This is a genomic window from Pseudomonas sp. F-14 TE3623 (genome assembly GCF_053629015.1).
Genome location: NZ_JBRJHM010000001.1, coordinates 5,484,325 through 5,498,640, shown reverse-complemented (window position 1 = coordinate 5,498,640; position 14,316 = coordinate 5,484,325). Strand labels below are relative to the sequence as shown.

13 protein-coding genes and 1 rRNA gene are annotated in these 14,316 nt (G+C 58.1%); 6 read left to right on the top strand and 8 right to left on the bottom strand.

Going from position 1 to position 14,316, the window contains the following annotated elements; translation table 11 throughout:
• Window positions 1-94: 94 nt before the first annotated feature.
• Entirely contained in the window at window positions 95-460 is a 366-nt protein-coding gene (locus AB7M29_RS25575; RefSeq protein WP_038982293.1) for an antibiotic biosynthesis monooxygenase, read from the top strand.
• On the opposite strand, the gene AB7M29_RS25570 is transcribed toward AB7M29_RS25575, so the two are convergent.
• The 4 genes from AB7M29_RS25570 to msuE form a co-directional block, all read right to left on the bottom strand.
• A complete protein-coding gene (locus tag AB7M29_RS25570) occupies window positions 457-1,560 on the bottom strand; it encodes a sigma-54 interaction domain-containing protein (RefSeq protein WP_454248271.1) in 1,104 nt (367 codons plus the stop codon). The genes AB7M29_RS25575 and AB7M29_RS25570 overlap by 4 nt on opposite strands.
• A gap of 24 nt (window positions 1,561-1,584) precedes the next feature.
• Window positions 1,585-2,772: an acyl-CoA dehydrogenase family protein gene (locus AB7M29_RS25565; RefSeq protein WP_454248270.1), complete on the bottom strand. Its 1,188-nt coding sequence runs from the start codon at window positions 2,770-2,772 to the stop codon at window positions 1,585-1,587.
• 70 nt (window positions 2,773-2,842) lie between these two features.
• Window positions 2,843-3,988 (bottom strand): FMNH2-dependent alkanesulfonate monooxygenase, encoded by a 1,146-nt coding sequence (gene ssuD / locus AB7M29_RS25560; protein ID WP_217858751.1) that lies wholly within the window; start codon window positions 3,986-3,988, stop codon window positions 2,843-2,845.
• A gap of 10 nt (window positions 3,989-3,998) precedes the next feature.
• Window positions 3,999-4,562 (bottom strand): FMN reductase, encoded by a 564-nt coding sequence (gene msuE, locus AB7M29_RS25555; protein WP_217858752.1) that lies wholly within the window; start codon window positions 4,560-4,562, stop codon window positions 3,999-4,001.
• 402 nt (window positions 4,563-4,964) lie between these two features.
• Between msuE and AB7M29_RS25550 the strand changes: the two genes are divergently transcribed.
• The 4 genes from AB7M29_RS25550 (at window position 4,965) to AB7M29_RS25535 (ending at window position 9,186) form a co-directional block, all read left to right on the top strand.
• Window positions 4,965-5,234, top strand: a complete 270-nt coding sequence (locus AB7M29_RS25550; protein WP_008075566.1) for a hypothetical protein — start codon at window positions 4,965-4,967, stop codon at window positions 5,232-5,234.
• A gap of 101 nt (window positions 5,235-5,335) precedes the next feature.
• Window positions 5,336-5,950, top strand: a complete 615-nt coding sequence (locus AB7M29_RS25545; RefSeq protein ID WP_052967890.1) for a LysE family translocator — start codon at window positions 5,336-5,338, stop codon at window positions 5,948-5,950.
• A 205-nt stretch (window positions 5,951-6,155) separates the two neighbouring features.
• Window positions 6,156-7,322, top strand: coding sequence for a cysteine desulfurase family protein (locus tag AB7M29_RS25540; protein WP_454248269.1), 1,167 nt, complete (start codon window positions 6,156-6,158; stop codon window positions 7,320-7,322).
• Window positions 7,323-7,377: 55 nt separating this feature from the next.
• Entirely contained in the window at window positions 7,378-9,186 is a 1,809-nt protein-coding gene (locus AB7M29_RS25535) for an aminopeptidase P family protein (RefSeq protein ID WP_052967892.1), read from the top strand.
• Between the two features lie 58 nt (window positions 9,187-9,244).
• Here the strand turns inward: AB7M29_RS25535 and AB7M29_RS25530 are convergent, their stop codons facing one another.
• The 4 genes from AB7M29_RS25530 to rhtA all read right to left on the bottom strand — a co-directional run bounded on the left by AB7M29_RS25530 (window position 9,245) and on the right by rhtA (window position 12,054).
• Window positions 9,245-9,841: a 2-hydroxychromene-2-carboxylate isomerase gene (locus AB7M29_RS25530; protein ID WP_217858757.1), complete on the bottom strand. Its 597-nt coding sequence runs from the start codon at window positions 9,839-9,841 to the stop codon at window positions 9,245-9,247.
• 36 nt (window positions 9,842-9,877) lie between these two features.
• Window positions 9,878-10,618 carry an SDR family oxidoreductase gene (locus tag AB7M29_RS25525; protein ID WP_217858758.1) on the bottom strand — a complete coding sequence of 247 codons (741 nt, stop codon included), beginning with the start codon at window positions 10,616-10,618 and terminating at the stop codon, window positions 9,878-9,880.
• A 98-nt stretch (window positions 10,619-10,716) separates the two neighbouring features.
• Window positions 10,717-10,998, bottom strand: coding sequence for a hypothetical protein (locus AB7M29_RS25520; RefSeq protein ID WP_123719017.1), 282 nt, complete (start codon window positions 10,996-10,998; stop codon window positions 10,717-10,719).
• A gap of 168 nt (window positions 10,999-11,166) precedes the next feature.
• A complete protein-coding gene (gene rhtA / locus AB7M29_RS25515; protein WP_052967896.1) occupies window positions 11,167-12,054 on the bottom strand; it encodes a threonine/homoserine exporter RhtA in 888 nt (295 codons plus the stop codon).
• 670 nt (window positions 12,055-12,724) lie between these two features.
• Between rhtA and AB7M29_RS25510 the strand changes: the two genes are divergently transcribed.
• A 16S ribosomal RNA gene (locus AB7M29_RS25510) occupies window positions 12,725-14,263 on the top strand.
• Window positions 14,264-14,316 lie beyond the last annotated feature (53 nt).

Here is a 14,316-nt window from a genome sequence, read left to right as displayed (position 1 = left end):
CTAAAAAATGCCCCTTGACCTCTAGTTAGCTCGAGGTTTTACCCTGCAGGCCTTCGGATCGCAAGATCCGGCTTACAGTGAGTGGGGATTATTCATGCACGCGCCAGAGAAGAATCGCAGCTTCACCCAACTGATCGAATTCGAGATCGAGCCCCGTCAGCAAGCCGCGCTGGTGTCGGCACTGTCGGCACACACCGAGCGTCTGGCCCAGGGCTACCCAGGTTTTTTGAGTGCCAACATCCAGGCCAGCGACGATGGCCGACGGGTGCTCAATTACCTGCAATGGCAATCCCGTGAAGCCGGAGAAGCTGCCTTTCAGAGCTTCGAAAGCGGTGAGCAGGATTTCTGGCAGCTGATTCGCGCCCATCGGGCGAAAACCGTGACCTTCGGCTCATTTCAGGTGCTGCATAGCCTGGCGCTTAGTCACGACAACGCATTGCACTGCACGCTGATCGGTTAGATCGACAACTGCATCAAGCGTTCTCCCTGCAGGTTCTCTGCAGGTCGGCGTTTATTCACCGCCAGTTCGCCGATCTTGATCAGCCGGGTGCGGGTTACGTTGCGGCTCAGCCCCAGCAGGGCAGCGGTGTGCACCTGGTTGTAGTGGCTGAAGCGATAGGCTGCCCGCAACAACGAATCTTCGACTTTCTCGTGCAGCGCGCCGGCCTGTTCCTCGAAGAGCTTTTGAAAGGCTCGATCGAGCAAGGCTTCCGGTGAGTCGTCGACGTTGACGTGGTGGTCGTCCTGACGCTCGATGCGCATGTTCGACAGCCGCAAGTCATCGCGCTCGATCACACCATTTCGGCAGATCAACAGCGTGTGGTGAATGACGTTTTCCAGTTCACGGATGTTGCCCGGCCAACTGTAACTGCGCAGTTTGTGTTCTGCCTCCTTGCTGATGGTGACGCTGCCGTAACCCAAACGGTGGCTGTAGGCTTCGACGAAATGCCGGGTCAGCGGCAGGATGTCGCCGGGGCGTTCACGCAACGGACTCAGTTCCAGGCTGACCACGTCGAGGCGGTAATACAGGTCCTCGCGAAAGTGCCCGGCATTGATGGCTTTTTCCAGTTGCACGTTGGTCGCTGCCAGCACGCGCACATCGATGGGAATGCTCTTGCGCGAACCCAGGCGCACCACTTCGCGCTCCTGCAACACCCGCAGCAATTTCACCTGAATCGCCATTGGCAAATCGCCGATTTCGTCAAGGAACAAGGTGCCGCCATCGGCCTCTTCGAACCAGCCAGCCTTGGCGCTCAGCGCGCCGGTGAAGGCGCCTTTTTCATGGCCGAACAGCTCAGCCTCCACCAGCGATTCGGAGAATGCGCCGCAATTCACCGCCACAAACGGCCGGTTGCGCCGGGCGCTGAGGTTGTGGATATGCCGCGCCACCAGCTCCTTGCCGGTGCCGGTTTCACCGATGATCAGCACGCTGGCCTCACTCGGCGCGACTTGCTGCAAGTGGGCGAGCAGGGCCTGGGATTTCGGGTCTTCGAACACCTGTGCCGTGGCGCGAATCGAGGTGGCCAACGCGGGCGAGGGCGGTAAGGTCAGCAGTTGCATGGGGCAGGCTCCATGAGTGGAAGGCTATGAATAGAAGGTCGGGATTGGCAGGGACTGGTTCAGCGCCCAGTCACCCAGTTCATGGAGTTTGTAATCCACCGGATCGTGCAGGGTTTGCGTGCGCAAGTTGCGCCAGTGGCGATCCAGACGCAGTGAGGCGTGAGTCGAACGGGCACCGGTTACTTCGAATAAACGGCTGCACAGCTCCAGACCATTGCGCGTCGCTGCGACCTTGGCGGTGGCGATGGCGGTGGCCAGATGTCCGCGTTCCTCGGCGCTCAGAGTCGGCCCTTTGGCCCAGGCGTTGTCGAGCAGCTCGGCGGCGCGTTGCACCAGCAATCGAACACCTTCCAGTGCCACCCAGAATTCGCCGTAATGGCCAAGCACGTAAGGATCCTGCCGCACATCCAGCGCACTGGATTTATGCCATGGACGGGTTTCGGTGAGGGTGTATTGCCGCGCCTCTTCGAAAGCCCCTTCGGCAATGCCGAGGAACATGTGGGAGAACGTCAGCTGGGCGATCAAGGGGCGCAGGCAGGTGAACGGTGTGCTCAACGGGCCGGGGTCGAGTAGCAGCTCCGACTCTTCGACCCGCACCCGTTCAAACGTGGCGCTGCCGCTGTCGGTCTGGCGCTGACCCATGCTGTTCCAGTCGTTGTGCAGCGTGATGCCGCTGCGCCCGCTGGGAATCGCAGCGATCAACAGCTTGCCGCCGGCACTTTCATCGACGGCCGAGGCGATCAGCATTTGCGAGTCGCTGGCACCGGAGCAGAAACTTTTTTTGCCGGAAAACTCGCGCCAACTACCGAGGTTTTTCACCATGGTGCGGGTGTCCAACGGGTTGAGGGCGTTGCCCCAGAACCAGTTCTTGCGAGCGGTTTGTTCAAACCACGGTTGCCATTGTTCGGGCTGGGAGAACAGGCGCACGGTGGCGAGCATCAGGTGATGAAAGCCGAAGACGTGAGCGATCGAACTGTCGACCTTGGCGAACTCGCGCACGATGTTCAGGGTTTCACTCCAGCTGGCGCCGAGGCCGCCGTACTGGACGGGAATACTTAAAGCGAGCAGGCCGCTGTGGCGCAAAGCATCACGTTCGGTTTTCGGCGTACCACCGCGTTCATCGCGCTCGACAGCGGTCAGGGCAAACTCGGCGGCCAGCTGGCGGGCGGTCTGCAAGGGGGCCAACAGGGCGCTTAGCGGCTTGGCAGTCACGCGGGGTTCCTTCTTTCTGGCGACTGATCGTTCCCACGCAGAGCATGGGAACGATCAGTAGGGTAGGTTTTCAGGCCCTGGCTTTGGCCGGCAGCACATCATTGGCAATCATTTCGCCAAACGGCCCGGTGAGGTTGGTGACGCCACGTCCGGCCAGGCTGGCATACGGCTCGGGCAGCAGCGGGAACACCAATTCGGCAAAGCGATAAGCCTCTTCGAGATGCGGGTAGCCGGAGAAGATGAAACTCTCGATCCCCAAGTCCGCGTACTCCTTGATCCGAGCGGCGACTTGCTGTGGATCACCCACCAGCGCAGTCCCTGCTCCGCCGCGCACCAGACCGACGCCGGCCCAGAGATTGGGGGAGATTTCCAGGTTGTCGCGGCGTCCATCATGCAGCGCGGCCATGCGTCGTTGGCCTTCGGAGTCAAATCGCGAGAACGACTTTTGCGCGGCAGCAATGGTCTCGTCGCTGATGTGCTCGATGAGTTTGTCCGCCGCTTTCCAGGCTTCTTCGGCCGTCTCGCGCACGATCACATGCAGGCGAATCCCAAACCTCACCGTACGACCGTTTCGCGCCGCGCGCTCTCGAACATCGGCGAGTTTTTCAGCCACGGCGGCAGGCGGTTCGCCCCACGTCAGGTAAACGTCGACCTGCTCGGCAGCCAGGTCATGAGCGGCCTCGGACGAGCCACCGAAATACAGTGGCGGATAAGGTTTCTGCACCGGTGGATACAGCGCTTTGGCGTTCTGCACTCGCAGGTGTTTGCCTTCAAAATCCACCGATTCGCCTTGCAGCACGCGGCGCCAGATCTTCAGGAATTCGTCGGTGACTTCGTAGCGTTCGCTGTGATCGAGAAAACTGCCGTCGCCACGGTTTTCATCCGGGTCGCCGCCGGTTACCACATTGATCAGCAAGCGGCCGCCAGACAGTCGATCCAACGTCGCGGCCATCCGTGCCGAGACTGTCGGCGAAATAATCCCCGGACGAATCGCGACCAGATACCGCAGGCGTTCGGTCAGCGGCACCAGGGCCGAGGCAATCACCCACGAATCCTCGCAGGAACGCCCGGTAGGAATCAGCACGCCGTGGTAACCGAGACTGTCGGCAGCCTGGGCCACTTGTTTCAAATAGTTGAGGGTCACCGGGCGGGCGCCCTGAGTGGTGCCCAGGTAATGGCCGTCGCCGTGGGTCGGCAGAAACCAGAAAACATCCATGAAGAGATCCTTAAGCGATTTTCAGCAGATTTTTGGGGTGCACGCCGAACAACGGCGCCGCGCGTTCTGCAGCAAGACGAATGCGGGCCTTCAAGGGCTCACTGGTTATTTGATAATTGGAGAAGTCGACTTCGGTGGCATAGACGCCAATCGGCAAGGTCAAGGCCTGGAAGAAACTGAACAGCGGCCGCAACTGATGATCGAGCACCAGCGCGTGACGTTCGCTGCCACCGGTGGCCGCCAGCAGCACCGGCGTGTCGATCAGCGCGTTGAGGTCGATCAGGTCGAACAGGTGCTTGAGCAGGCCCGGGTAGGAGCCGCGATAAACCGGCGCGGCGACGATCAGCAAATCGGCGCTTTCGATCGCTTGCAGCTCGGCTTCGATGTCGGCGCTCAGTTCCTGACGCGACAGCGCGGCGCCTAGTGGTCGAGCGATATCGCCCAGTTCGATCAGCTTGCTTTCGATTGGCAACTGCTCGGCCAGTTCGGCCAACAGCGCCTGGGTCAACACCAAAGTGCGAGACGGACGCCAGGTACCGCCGGAGAGGGCAACGACTTTCAATGGACGCGACATGATCAGTTCCTTTTTTAAACAGTTGCTCAGCGAGCAGTGATGAGTCACCGGAGTTGAGCAAGAGCTGTACCAATCCTTGGGAACCCCGTTTTCCGTGGCTTTCAGCGCGGTTGTTGGCAGGCGCTGTTCGATTTGACCGGGTGTTTGTTGATTGACTGTTGCCAGGCAAACAGTTGCGTGGGCAACAGTGCGTGAGGCGATGGAGTTGTTTATAAAGGCTCTCTGTTATTCCGCAAAAGACCATAAATTAATATTTATAGATCATTGGGAAATATGAGGTCGGCAATCGGAACCGCGTTTACCAAAGTCGATAGCGACTATCGAGAGCGTTGATTTCTACCCTTCGAGCGGCACGAGTAGCCTGTGTTCATTGCCCCAAACACAGATCACCGGACGCCCGAAATGAAATCTCTACTTGCCACTTTCTTGTTGCTCGCCATCTCCGTTCTCGCCGGATGTGCCAGCCATGTTTCACCGGAATTGCGGCCCTACACCGCTGAAGAAACCCGGGAACTGGCGCTGGAGGCCCTGAATCGTCGTGGCTTGTCCTTCGACGAGTACCATGCGAAGAAAGCCGAATTGCTCGGCCAGCCGGCAAAATCGTTCAGTTTCGACAAACAAGGTGAGATGAACGCCGAACGCGCAGTACAGCTGCACGGCCGCCAAAGCTGAGCGACAACTGTACTGCTCGAACTTTCACGCAACTGTCCATGGGTTTCCCTCAAGGCGTGCGATAGGGTCAACACCTGACTGACCCTGATGGACTGCCACCCATGACACTCTCGCTCGACCTGCTGCTGGGCTTTGCCCTGTTTGCCCTTGTCACCTCGATCACCCCCGGTCCGAACAACACCATGTTGCTGGCCTCGGGCGTGAATTTCGGCTTTCACCGCACCATTCCCCACATGCTGGGCATCACCTGTGGCTTCTTCGTCCTGGTGGTCGCTGTCGGTTTCGGCCTGGGCACGGTGTTTCAAACCTATCCAATGCTTTACACCGTGTTGCGCTATGTCGGCGCGGCGTATTTGCTGTACCTGGCGTGGAAGATTGCTCATTCCGGGCCGGTAGCCGAGGGTGAACAGGGCGAGGGCAGGCCGATCAGTTATTTGGGTGCGGCAGCGTTTCAATGGGTCAACCCCAAGGCCTGGATCATGGCCATCGGAGCCATCAGCACCTACACGCCGATGCAGGGCTATTTCACCAATGTGATTGTGATTGCCGCGGTCTTCGCCTTGATCAACCTGCCAAGCGTCGGGGTGTGGGCCGGTTGCGGCACGCTGTTGCGCAATGTGCTACGCGATCGCCGCTGGTTGCGGCTGTTCAACTGGGGTATGGCCTTGTTGTTGGTGGCTTCGATGTATCCGTTATTGCTCGAAAGTTTTAGCTGACGCATTGCTTCATCCGGTGGCCCGATGCCTGTTAAGCTCGACTTCAGGAGCGTTCCTACGCACTTTTAAATGAAGTTGTTCTTCTTTAATGGCCTCCGATCAGGTATTGCTGTCGTTCTGAAAATTCGGCGTCGCTCATGAGGCGGCGCTTTGAAACTTCCAGTGACGAGCTTCCTGATCCCGGAACACGCTCTGCGAGTCTTTTATGAATAAACGTCCGTTGTATTTCGACTACGCCGCCACCACGCCGGTGGATGAGCGGGTCATCAAGGTCATGGTCGAGTGTCTGGGTTTCACAGGTAACTTCGGCAATCCAGCGTCCAGTTCCCACGCCTTCGGCCAACAGGCCCGGCAATCGGTCGAGCAAGCACGGCGCCAGGTCGCCGAATTGGTGGGCGCCCAGGCGGAGCAGATCGTCTGGACCTCCGGCGCCACTGAATCCAACAACCTTGCCCTCAAGGGCGTGGCCCAGGCCCGCGGTGTGTCCGGCGGGCACATCATCACCAGCCAGATCGAACACAAAGCGATTCTCGACACTGCAAAACAATTGCAGGACGCGGGCGTAGCCGTGACGTATCTGGTGCCCGATGCCGAAGGTCTGATTACCCCACAAGCGGTCAGCGAAGCGATGCGTGAGGACACCTTTTTGGTGTCGTTGATGCTGGTCAATAACGAACTGGGCACCATCAACGACATCCCGGCCATCGGCCAGGTGGTGCGTGATCGCGATGCGTTATTTCACGTTGATGCGGCTCAGGGCACGGGCAAAGTGCTGATCGATCTGGCCCGGTGGCCGGTGGATTTGATGTCGTTCTCGGCGCACAAGGTCTACGGTCCCAAAGGCATCGGCGCGCTGTATGTCGGTCCTCGTGCGCAGCAGCGTCTGCAGGCGCAGATCCACGGCGGCGGTCACGAGGGCGGGTTGCGTTCCGGCACGCTGGCGACGCACCAGATTGCCGCGATGGGGGCAGCCTTCGCGTTGGCGGCCACCTCGTTCGATGAAGAAAAAGCCACCATCGCGCGTCTGCGTGAACGCTTGCTCGAGCCGCTGCTGAGCATTCCCGGCGTGCGCCTCAATGGCAGCCCGACCCAGCGCATTCCCCATACCCTGAGCCTGACTTTCAACGAAGGCGAGTTCAGTTCCGCGGCGTTGAGCGCCTCGATCGCGTTTTCCGCGACCTCGGCCTGTAATTCCGCCAGCAATGCGCCGTCCCATGTGCTGCTGGCCCTGGGGCATGACGCACGCTCGGCCAGTCGCACCATTCGCTTGAGCCTGGGGCGTTTCACCACCGAACAGGATATCGATCAAGCGGTACACCTGATTAAAGCAACTTGCGCCAGTGCTCCGGCATTCTGGGCGACAGGTCCTTAAGCGCCGACTCCGATCGGCACCGAATAATAATGATGAGTGGTTAGCAGGAGACACGATGAGTACACAGCCTTTGACCAATGGATTGGTACCCCAGCGCCTGGCGCAAACCCGCGAGCTGATGAGCCGGGAGGGCATTCATGCTCTACTGGTGCCGTCGGCCGACCCGCACCTGTCGGAATACCTGCCGGGCTATTGGCAGGGACGGCAGTGGCTGTCAGGTTTTCATGGCTCGGTGGGCACGCTGATCGTCACGCCGGATTTTGCCGGTGTCTGGGCCGACAGCCGCTATTGGGAACAAGCGAGCAAGGAGCTCAAGGGCAGCGGCATCGAACTGGTCAAGCTGCAACCGGGTCAACCTGGCCCGCTCGATTGGCTGGCCGAGCAAACCCCTGAAGGCGGTGTCGTTGCAGTCGATGGCGCGGTGATGGCCGTGGCCTCCGCGCGTACTTTGAGCAGCAAACTCGAAGAACGCGGCGCACGTCTGCGCACCGACATCGATCTGCTGAGTGAAGTCTGGAGTGACCGTCCGAGTCTGCCGAACGAGCCGATCTACCAACACTTGCCGCCTCAGGCGACGGTCAGCCGTGGCGAAAAACTCGCCAAACTGCGTGAGGTGCTGAAAGAGCGCGGTGCCGACTGGCACTTCATCGCCACCCTCGATGACATCGCCTGGCTGTTCAACCTGCGTGGCGGCGATGTGTCATTCAATCCGGTGTTTGTGTCTTTCGCCCTGATCAGTCAGCAGCAGGCCACCTTGTTCGTCGCCCTGAGTAAAGTGAGCGCCGAGCTGCGCGCCATTCTCGAACAGGACGGCGTGACCCTGCGCGATTACAGCGAAGTAACCGCCGCCTTGCGCGCCGTGCCGAGCGGTGCGAGCCTGCAAATCGATCCGGCGCGGGTCACGGCCGGCCTGCTGGATAACCTGGACAGCGGCGTGAAACTGCTCGAAGGCCTGAACCCGACCACTCTGGCCAAGTCGCAGAAAAGCCTGGCCGATGCCGAGCACATTCGTCGGGCCATGGAGCAGGATGGCGCGGCACTCTGCGAATTCTTCGCCTGGCTGGAAGTGGCCTTGGGGCGTGAGCGCATCACCGAACTGACCATCGACGAACACCTGACCGCGGCGCGTACCCGGCGTCCGGATTATGTGTCGCTGAGCTTCAACACCATTGCCGCGTTTAACGCCAACGGTGCGATGCCGCATTACCACGCCACCGAAGAAGAACACGCGGTGATCGAGGGTGACGGCCTGTTGCTGATCGACTCCGGCGGTCAATACCTGGGCGGTACCACCGACATCACCCGAATGGTGCCGGTGGGTACGCCGACCGACGAGCAGAAGCGCGATTGCACCCGAGTGCTCAAAGGCGTGATTGCACTCTCCCGTGCACAGTTCCCACGAGGCATTCTGTCACCATTGCTGGACGCTATTGCCCGCGCACCGATCTGGGCGGAAAGCGTCGACTACGGCCATGGCACCGGTCACGGCGTCGGCTATTTCCTCAATGTTCACGAAGGCCCGCAAGTCATCGCCTATCAGGCCGCGGCGGCTCCGCAAACCGCGATGCAGCCGGGCATGATCACGTCTATCGAACCGGGCACTTACCGTCCGGGGCGCTGGGGTGTGCGGATCGAGAACCTGGTATTGAATCGTGAAGCAGGCAAGAGCGAATTCGGTGAGTTCCTGAAATTCGAAACCCTGACCCTGTGCCCGATCGACACTCGTTGCCTGGAACCGTCGCTGCTGACCGAAGATGAGAAGCAGTGGTTCAACGGCTATCACGCCGAGGTGCGTGAACGCTTGAGCCCGTTGCTCGACGGTGCGGCCCTCGAATGGTTGAACACCCGAACCGCGGCTATTTGAGCGGTTTGAGTCCAGGCGCTGTTTCCAGCGCCTGGCTCAGGTCATAGGCAGGCGCTGGTTATTGCGCACGCAGGGCTTCAAGGACGAAGTCCAGCCGATCCTGGCCGAAGAACAGCTGATCACCGACAAACATGCTCGGTGCACCGAATACACCGCGTTGCACCGCTTCTTCGGTGTTTTCCTTGAGGGCGGCTTTGACAGCCTCATCGGCGGTCAGCGCCAGCACGTCATTCGGATCAAAACCGTTTTGCGTCAGCACGGCGGCAACGGTCGCTGGATCATCGAGGCTGCATCCTTCAACCCAAAGGGCGTGAAACAGGCCATCGATAAACGCCTGAAAGCGTTCGGGGTGACGCAGTTGCATACCTGTGACAGCGCGCATCAGCATCAGGGTATTGATCGGGAAGTTCGGGTTGAACTTCAGCGGTACGCCATAGCGTTTGGCATAGCGGTCCAGGTCCTGAAACATATAGCGACCCTTGGCCGGTACGGTGATGGGGGAAGCATTGCCGGTAGCTTTAAAGACGCCACCCAGCAGCATCGGTCTGTAGATCAGCTGACTATCGGTCTGTTTGCAGATATTCGGCAACTGGGTATAGGCCAGATAGGTTGCGGGGCTGCCGAGGTCGAAAAAGAACTCCACGGTTTTGCTCATGGTCGATGTGCTCTTCTTATTGTTGTAGGGGAGGGCTTACCAGCGTTCGTTCCAGGGGCGCAGATCCAGCTCGAAGGTCCAGGCGTCCCGTGGCTGGCTGTGCAGGTACCAATAGTTGTCGGCGATGTGCTCGGGATTGAGGATGCCGTCCTGATCCTTGGTCGCGTATTTTTCCGGAAAATTGTCGCGGATAAAATCGGTGTCGATGGCGCCATCCACAACGACGTGGGCGACATGGATGTTCATCGGTCCCAGTTCGCGGGCCATGCTTTGCGCCAAGGCGCGAATCCCGTGCTTGGCCCCGGCGAAGGCGGCGAAACCCGCGGCACCGCGCAGACCAGCAGTGGCGCCAGTGAACAGGATCGTGCCCCGTTGGCGGGTGACCATGCGCTTGGCCACTTCACGGGCGTTGAGAAACCCTGAGAAGCAGGCCATTTCCCAAATCTTGAAATATTTGCGGGCGGTTTCTTCGAGGATGCTGCACGGCACATTGGCGCCGATATTGAAGATGAACGCTTCGATGGGACCGATCTCGGTTTCGATCTGCTCGATGAGCGCTATCACATCCTCTTCATTACGCGCATCGCAGGCAAAACCGTGAGCCTCGCCGCCACTGGCTGTGATGGACTCTACCAGTGGCTGGAGCTTGTCTGCGCTGCGACGTGTGACGCAGGCGACATAGCCTTCACGGGCAAAACGTTTGGCGATGGCGCCGCCGGTGGCATCGCCTGCGCCGACGACCAATACGATTTTCTTGTTATTGATAGCGGTGGTCATGGATATCGCCCTTTGCTGAACGGTCATTGACTGATGAACGTTAGCAGCATCGGAGCGAAGCGCCTATCGGACTACGCAAGCCCGATAGAAGGGGAGGGTTACTTGCAGATGACGATCATGCTGCGGCTGGTATAGCCGGCAGGGTTGAGGCCGAACGGATAGTCACCGGGCTCTTCCACAGCATCCCCTGACTTGGCGATGACCTTGTATCCCTTGGGCGCACACGAATTGGCGGCGCTGGTGTAGCACTTGTCCCACGAGGACGAAAGCCCCGAACAGTTGATATGCAGTCCTCTCTTGCCGTGTTTCATCTGGGGTTTCGAGGTCGCAGCGCAGCCCGCAATTGCAAGTACGGCGATCAGTATCAAAATTCGTTTCATTGCTGTCCTTAATAGCGGCCCCGGATCTGTGCCTGGGTCTGCCTGCATTCGCTTTTGCTTGAAGCGTTCTGATATCCCTATCTGAAAAAATCCATGTCTGACACTGAGTTACGTAGCCTAAACATGGCCTAATTGAGCGGTAAATACCATACCTTCGTCAATCTTGTTTCAATCCGCTGCGATCACAGGCTTGGCGGTACTCCCCATGGTCATGGTCGCGCCGACGGAAGCCAGAATGATGCACAGGATAGCCATCCACTGTGACAGGGAAAGGTATTCCTGGAGGAACAACAGGCCGGACAGCGCGCCGATCGCAGGTTCTATGCTCATCAACGTACCAAAGGTCCGGGTTGGGATCCGTGTGAGAGCGACCATCTCCAGGGTATAGGGCAGGGCGGTGGACAGAATGGCGACCCCGATGGCCACGGGAATCAACGACGGTGTCAGTAACGCGGCGCCAGCGTGGACAATGCCGATGGGCGCTACGAACAGGGCGGCAATCATCACGCCCAATGCTGCGGTCTGCACCCCATTATCAGCACCGGCCTTCTGACCGAACAGAATGTATAGCGCCCAGCAGACACCAGCACCCAGGGCATAACCTGCGCCGACCAGATCGATGCCCGCGCTCGTGGCGCCTATTGGAATCAATAGCAGTAAACCCAAGGCTGCCAGAGCGATCCACAGAAAATCGATCGCTCGACGTGAGGCATAAATAGCGACAGCCAATGGGCCAGTGAACTCCAGGGCTACAGCGATACCCAGAGGGACAGTGCGCAAGGACATATAGAAGAGGAAGTTCATGCCGCCCAACGCCATCCCGTAGACGATAACGGTGCGCAGGGATTTCGCGGTGAGCTTCGCTCGCCATGGGCGCAACAGCAGCAGCATGATCACACTGGCAAAGATCAGTCGCAGGGTGGTCGTTCCTTGAGCACCAACAACCGGGAACATGCTTTTGGCCAGGGAAGCTCCGGACTGGATCGATGCCATGGCTATCAAGAGCAGGCCAACCGAGAACAGAGTCGAGGCAAGGCTGCGGGGGTGGTCATTCATTGCGTGGCATCGTCCAAAGTAGCAAGCGAGAGTATTTTTTTATGTGTTGGGCAATATACTGCGCATTCGTTGCGGGCGCGTCTATATATAAGCAGGGATTTTGAGCATCCTGATAGAAAAACCAAATCAGGGGTTGACGGCAGATTCTGGAAGTCTATAATTCGCCCCACTTCCGGCGCAGTCGAAACGGAAAACTCCTTGGTAAACAAAGAGTTACGCGGTTTTCGACAGCGGTTACGCTTCAGTTCATCGAAGCCAGAAGGAGTTGGTAAGGCAGTGTGTTTTCGCCTTATTGACGGTTCGATCATCTCGGTCGAAAGCGGAGAAAAAGAGGTGTTGACAGCAGCGAGTAACGCTGTAGAATTCGCCTCCCGCTAACGAGAGATCGGAAGCGCAAGTGGTTGAAGTTACAAAGGAAACTTTGAAAACTTCTGAAAATAACCGCTTGACAGCAACAGAGGCTGCTGTAGAATGCGCGCCTCGGTTGAGACGAAAGATCTTAACCAACCGCTCTTTAACAACTGAATCAAGCAATTCGTGTGGGTGCTTGTGGAGTCAGACTGATAGTCAACAAGATTATCAGCATCACAAGTTACTCCGCGAGAAATCAAAGATGTAACCAACGATTGCTGAGCCAAGTTTAGGGTTTCTTAAAAACCCAAAGATGTTTGAACTGAAGAGTTTGATCATGGCTCAGATTGAACGCTGGCGGCAGGCCTAACACATGCAAGTCGAGCGGCAGCACGGGTACTTGTACCTGGTGGCGAGCGGCGGACGGGTGAGTAATGCCTAGGAATCTGCCTGATAGTGGGGGATAACGCTCGGAAACGGACGCTAATACCGCATACGTCCTACGGGAGAAAGCAGGGGACCTTCGGGCCTTGCGCTATCAGATGAGCCTAGGTCGGATTAGCTAGTTGGTGAGGTAATGGCTCACCAAGGCGACGATCCGTAACTGGTCTGAGAGGATGATCAGTCACACTGGAACTGAGACACGGTCCAGACTCCTACGGGAGGCAGCAGTGGGGAATATTGGACAATGGGCGAAAGCCTGATCCAGCCATGCCGCGTGTGTGAAGAAGGTCTTCGGATTGTAAAGCACTTTAAGTTGGGAGGAAGGGCAGTTACCTAATACGTATCTGTTTTGACGTTACCGACAGAATAAGCACCGGCTAACTCTGTGCCAGCAGCCGCGGTAATACAGAGGGTGCAAGCGTTAATCGGAATTACTGGGCGTAAAGCGCGCGTAGGTGGTTCGTTAAGTTGGATGTGAAATCCCCGGGCTCAACCTGGGAACTGCATTCAAAACTGACGAGCTAGAGTATGGTAGAGGGTGGTGGAATTTCCTGTGTAGCGGTGAAATGCGTAGATATAGGAAGGAACACCAGTGGCGAAGGCGACCACCTGGACTGATACTGACACTGAGGTGCGAAAGCGTGGGGAGCAAACAGGATTAGATACCCTGGTAGTCCACGCCGTAAACGATGTCAACTAGCCGTTGGGAGCCTTGAGCTCTTAGTGGCGCAGCTAACGCATTAAGTTGACCGCCTGGGGAGTACGGCCGCAAGGTTAAAACTCAAATGAATTGACGGGGGCCCGCACAAGCGGTGGAGCATGTGGTTTAATTCGAAGCAACGCGAAGAACCTTACCAGGCCTTGACATCCAATGAACTTTCCAGAGATGGATTGGTGCCTTCGGGAACATTGAGACAGGTGCTGCATGGCTGTCGTCAGCTCGTGTCGTGAGATGTTGGGTTAAGTCCCGTAACGAGCGCAACCCTTGTCCTTAGTTACCAGCACGTAATGGTGGGCACTCTAAGGAGACTGCCGGTGACAAACCGGAGGAAGGTGGGGATGACGTCAAGTCATCATGGCCCTTACGGCCTGGGCTACACACGTGCTACAATGGTCGGTACAGAGGGTTGCCAAGCCGCGAGGTGGAGCTAATCCCAGAAAACCGATCGTAGTCCGGATCGCAGTCTGCAACTCGACTGCGTGAAGTCGGAATCGCTAGTAATCGCGAATCAGAATGTCGCGGTGAATACGTTCCCGGGCCTTGTACACACCGCCCGTCACACCATGGGAGTGGGTTGCACCAGAAGTAGCTAGTCTAACCTTCGGGAGGACGGTTACCACGGTGTGATTCATGACTGGGGTGAAGTCGTAACAAGGTAGCCGTAGGGGAACCTGCGGCTGGATCACCTCCTTAATCGACGACATCAGCTGCTCCATAAGTTCCCACACGAATTGCTTGATTCATTG

Excerpts from the sequence above, each read along its gene's own strand:
- msuE (WP_217858752.1), bottom strand. The coding sequence starts at position 4,562 with ATGTCGCGTCCATTGAAAGTCGTTGCCCTCTCCGGCGGTACCTGGCGT.
- ssuD (WP_217858751.1), bottom strand. The coding sequence starts at position 3,988 with ATGGATGTTTTCTGGTTTCTGCCGACCCACGGCGACGGCCATTACCTG.
- AB7M29_RS25520 (WP_123719017.1), bottom strand. The coding sequence starts at position 10,998 with ATGAAACGAATTTTGATACTGATCGCCGTACTTGCAATTGCGGGCTGC.
- AB7M29_RS25530 (WP_217858757.1), bottom strand. The coding sequence starts at position 9,841 with ATGAGCAAAACCGTGGAGTTCTTTTTCGACCTCGGCAGCCCCGCAACC.
- AB7M29_RS25540 (WP_454248269.1), top strand. The coding sequence starts at position 6,156 with ATGAATAAACGTCCGTTGTATTTCGACTACGCCGCCACCACGCCGGTG.
- AB7M29_RS25525 (WP_217858758.1), bottom strand. The coding sequence starts at position 10,618 with ATGACCACCGCTATCAATAACAAGAAAATCGTATTGGTCGTCGGCGCA.
- AB7M29_RS25575 (WP_038982293.1), top strand. The coding sequence starts at position 95 with ATGCACGCGCCAGAGAAGAATCGCAGCTTCACCCAACTGATCGAATTC.
- AB7M29_RS25550 (WP_008075566.1), top strand. The coding sequence starts at position 4,965 with ATGAAATCTCTACTTGCCACTTTCTTGTTGCTCGCCATCTCCGTTCTC.
- AB7M29_RS25545 (WP_052967890.1), top strand. The coding sequence starts at position 5,336 with ATGACACTCTCGCTCGACCTGCTGCTGGGCTTTGCCCTGTTTGCCCTT.
- AB7M29_RS25570 (WP_454248271.1), bottom strand. The coding sequence starts at position 1,560 with ATGCAACTGCTGACCTTACCGCCCTCGCCCGCGTTGGCCACCTCGATT.
- rhtA (WP_052967896.1), bottom strand. The coding sequence starts at position 12,054 with ATGAATGACCACCCCCGCAGCCTTGCCTCGACTCTGTTCTCGGTTGGC.
- AB7M29_RS25535 (WP_052967892.1), top strand. The coding sequence starts at position 7,378 with ATGAGTACACAGCCTTTGACCAATGGATTGGTACCCCAGCGCCTGGCG.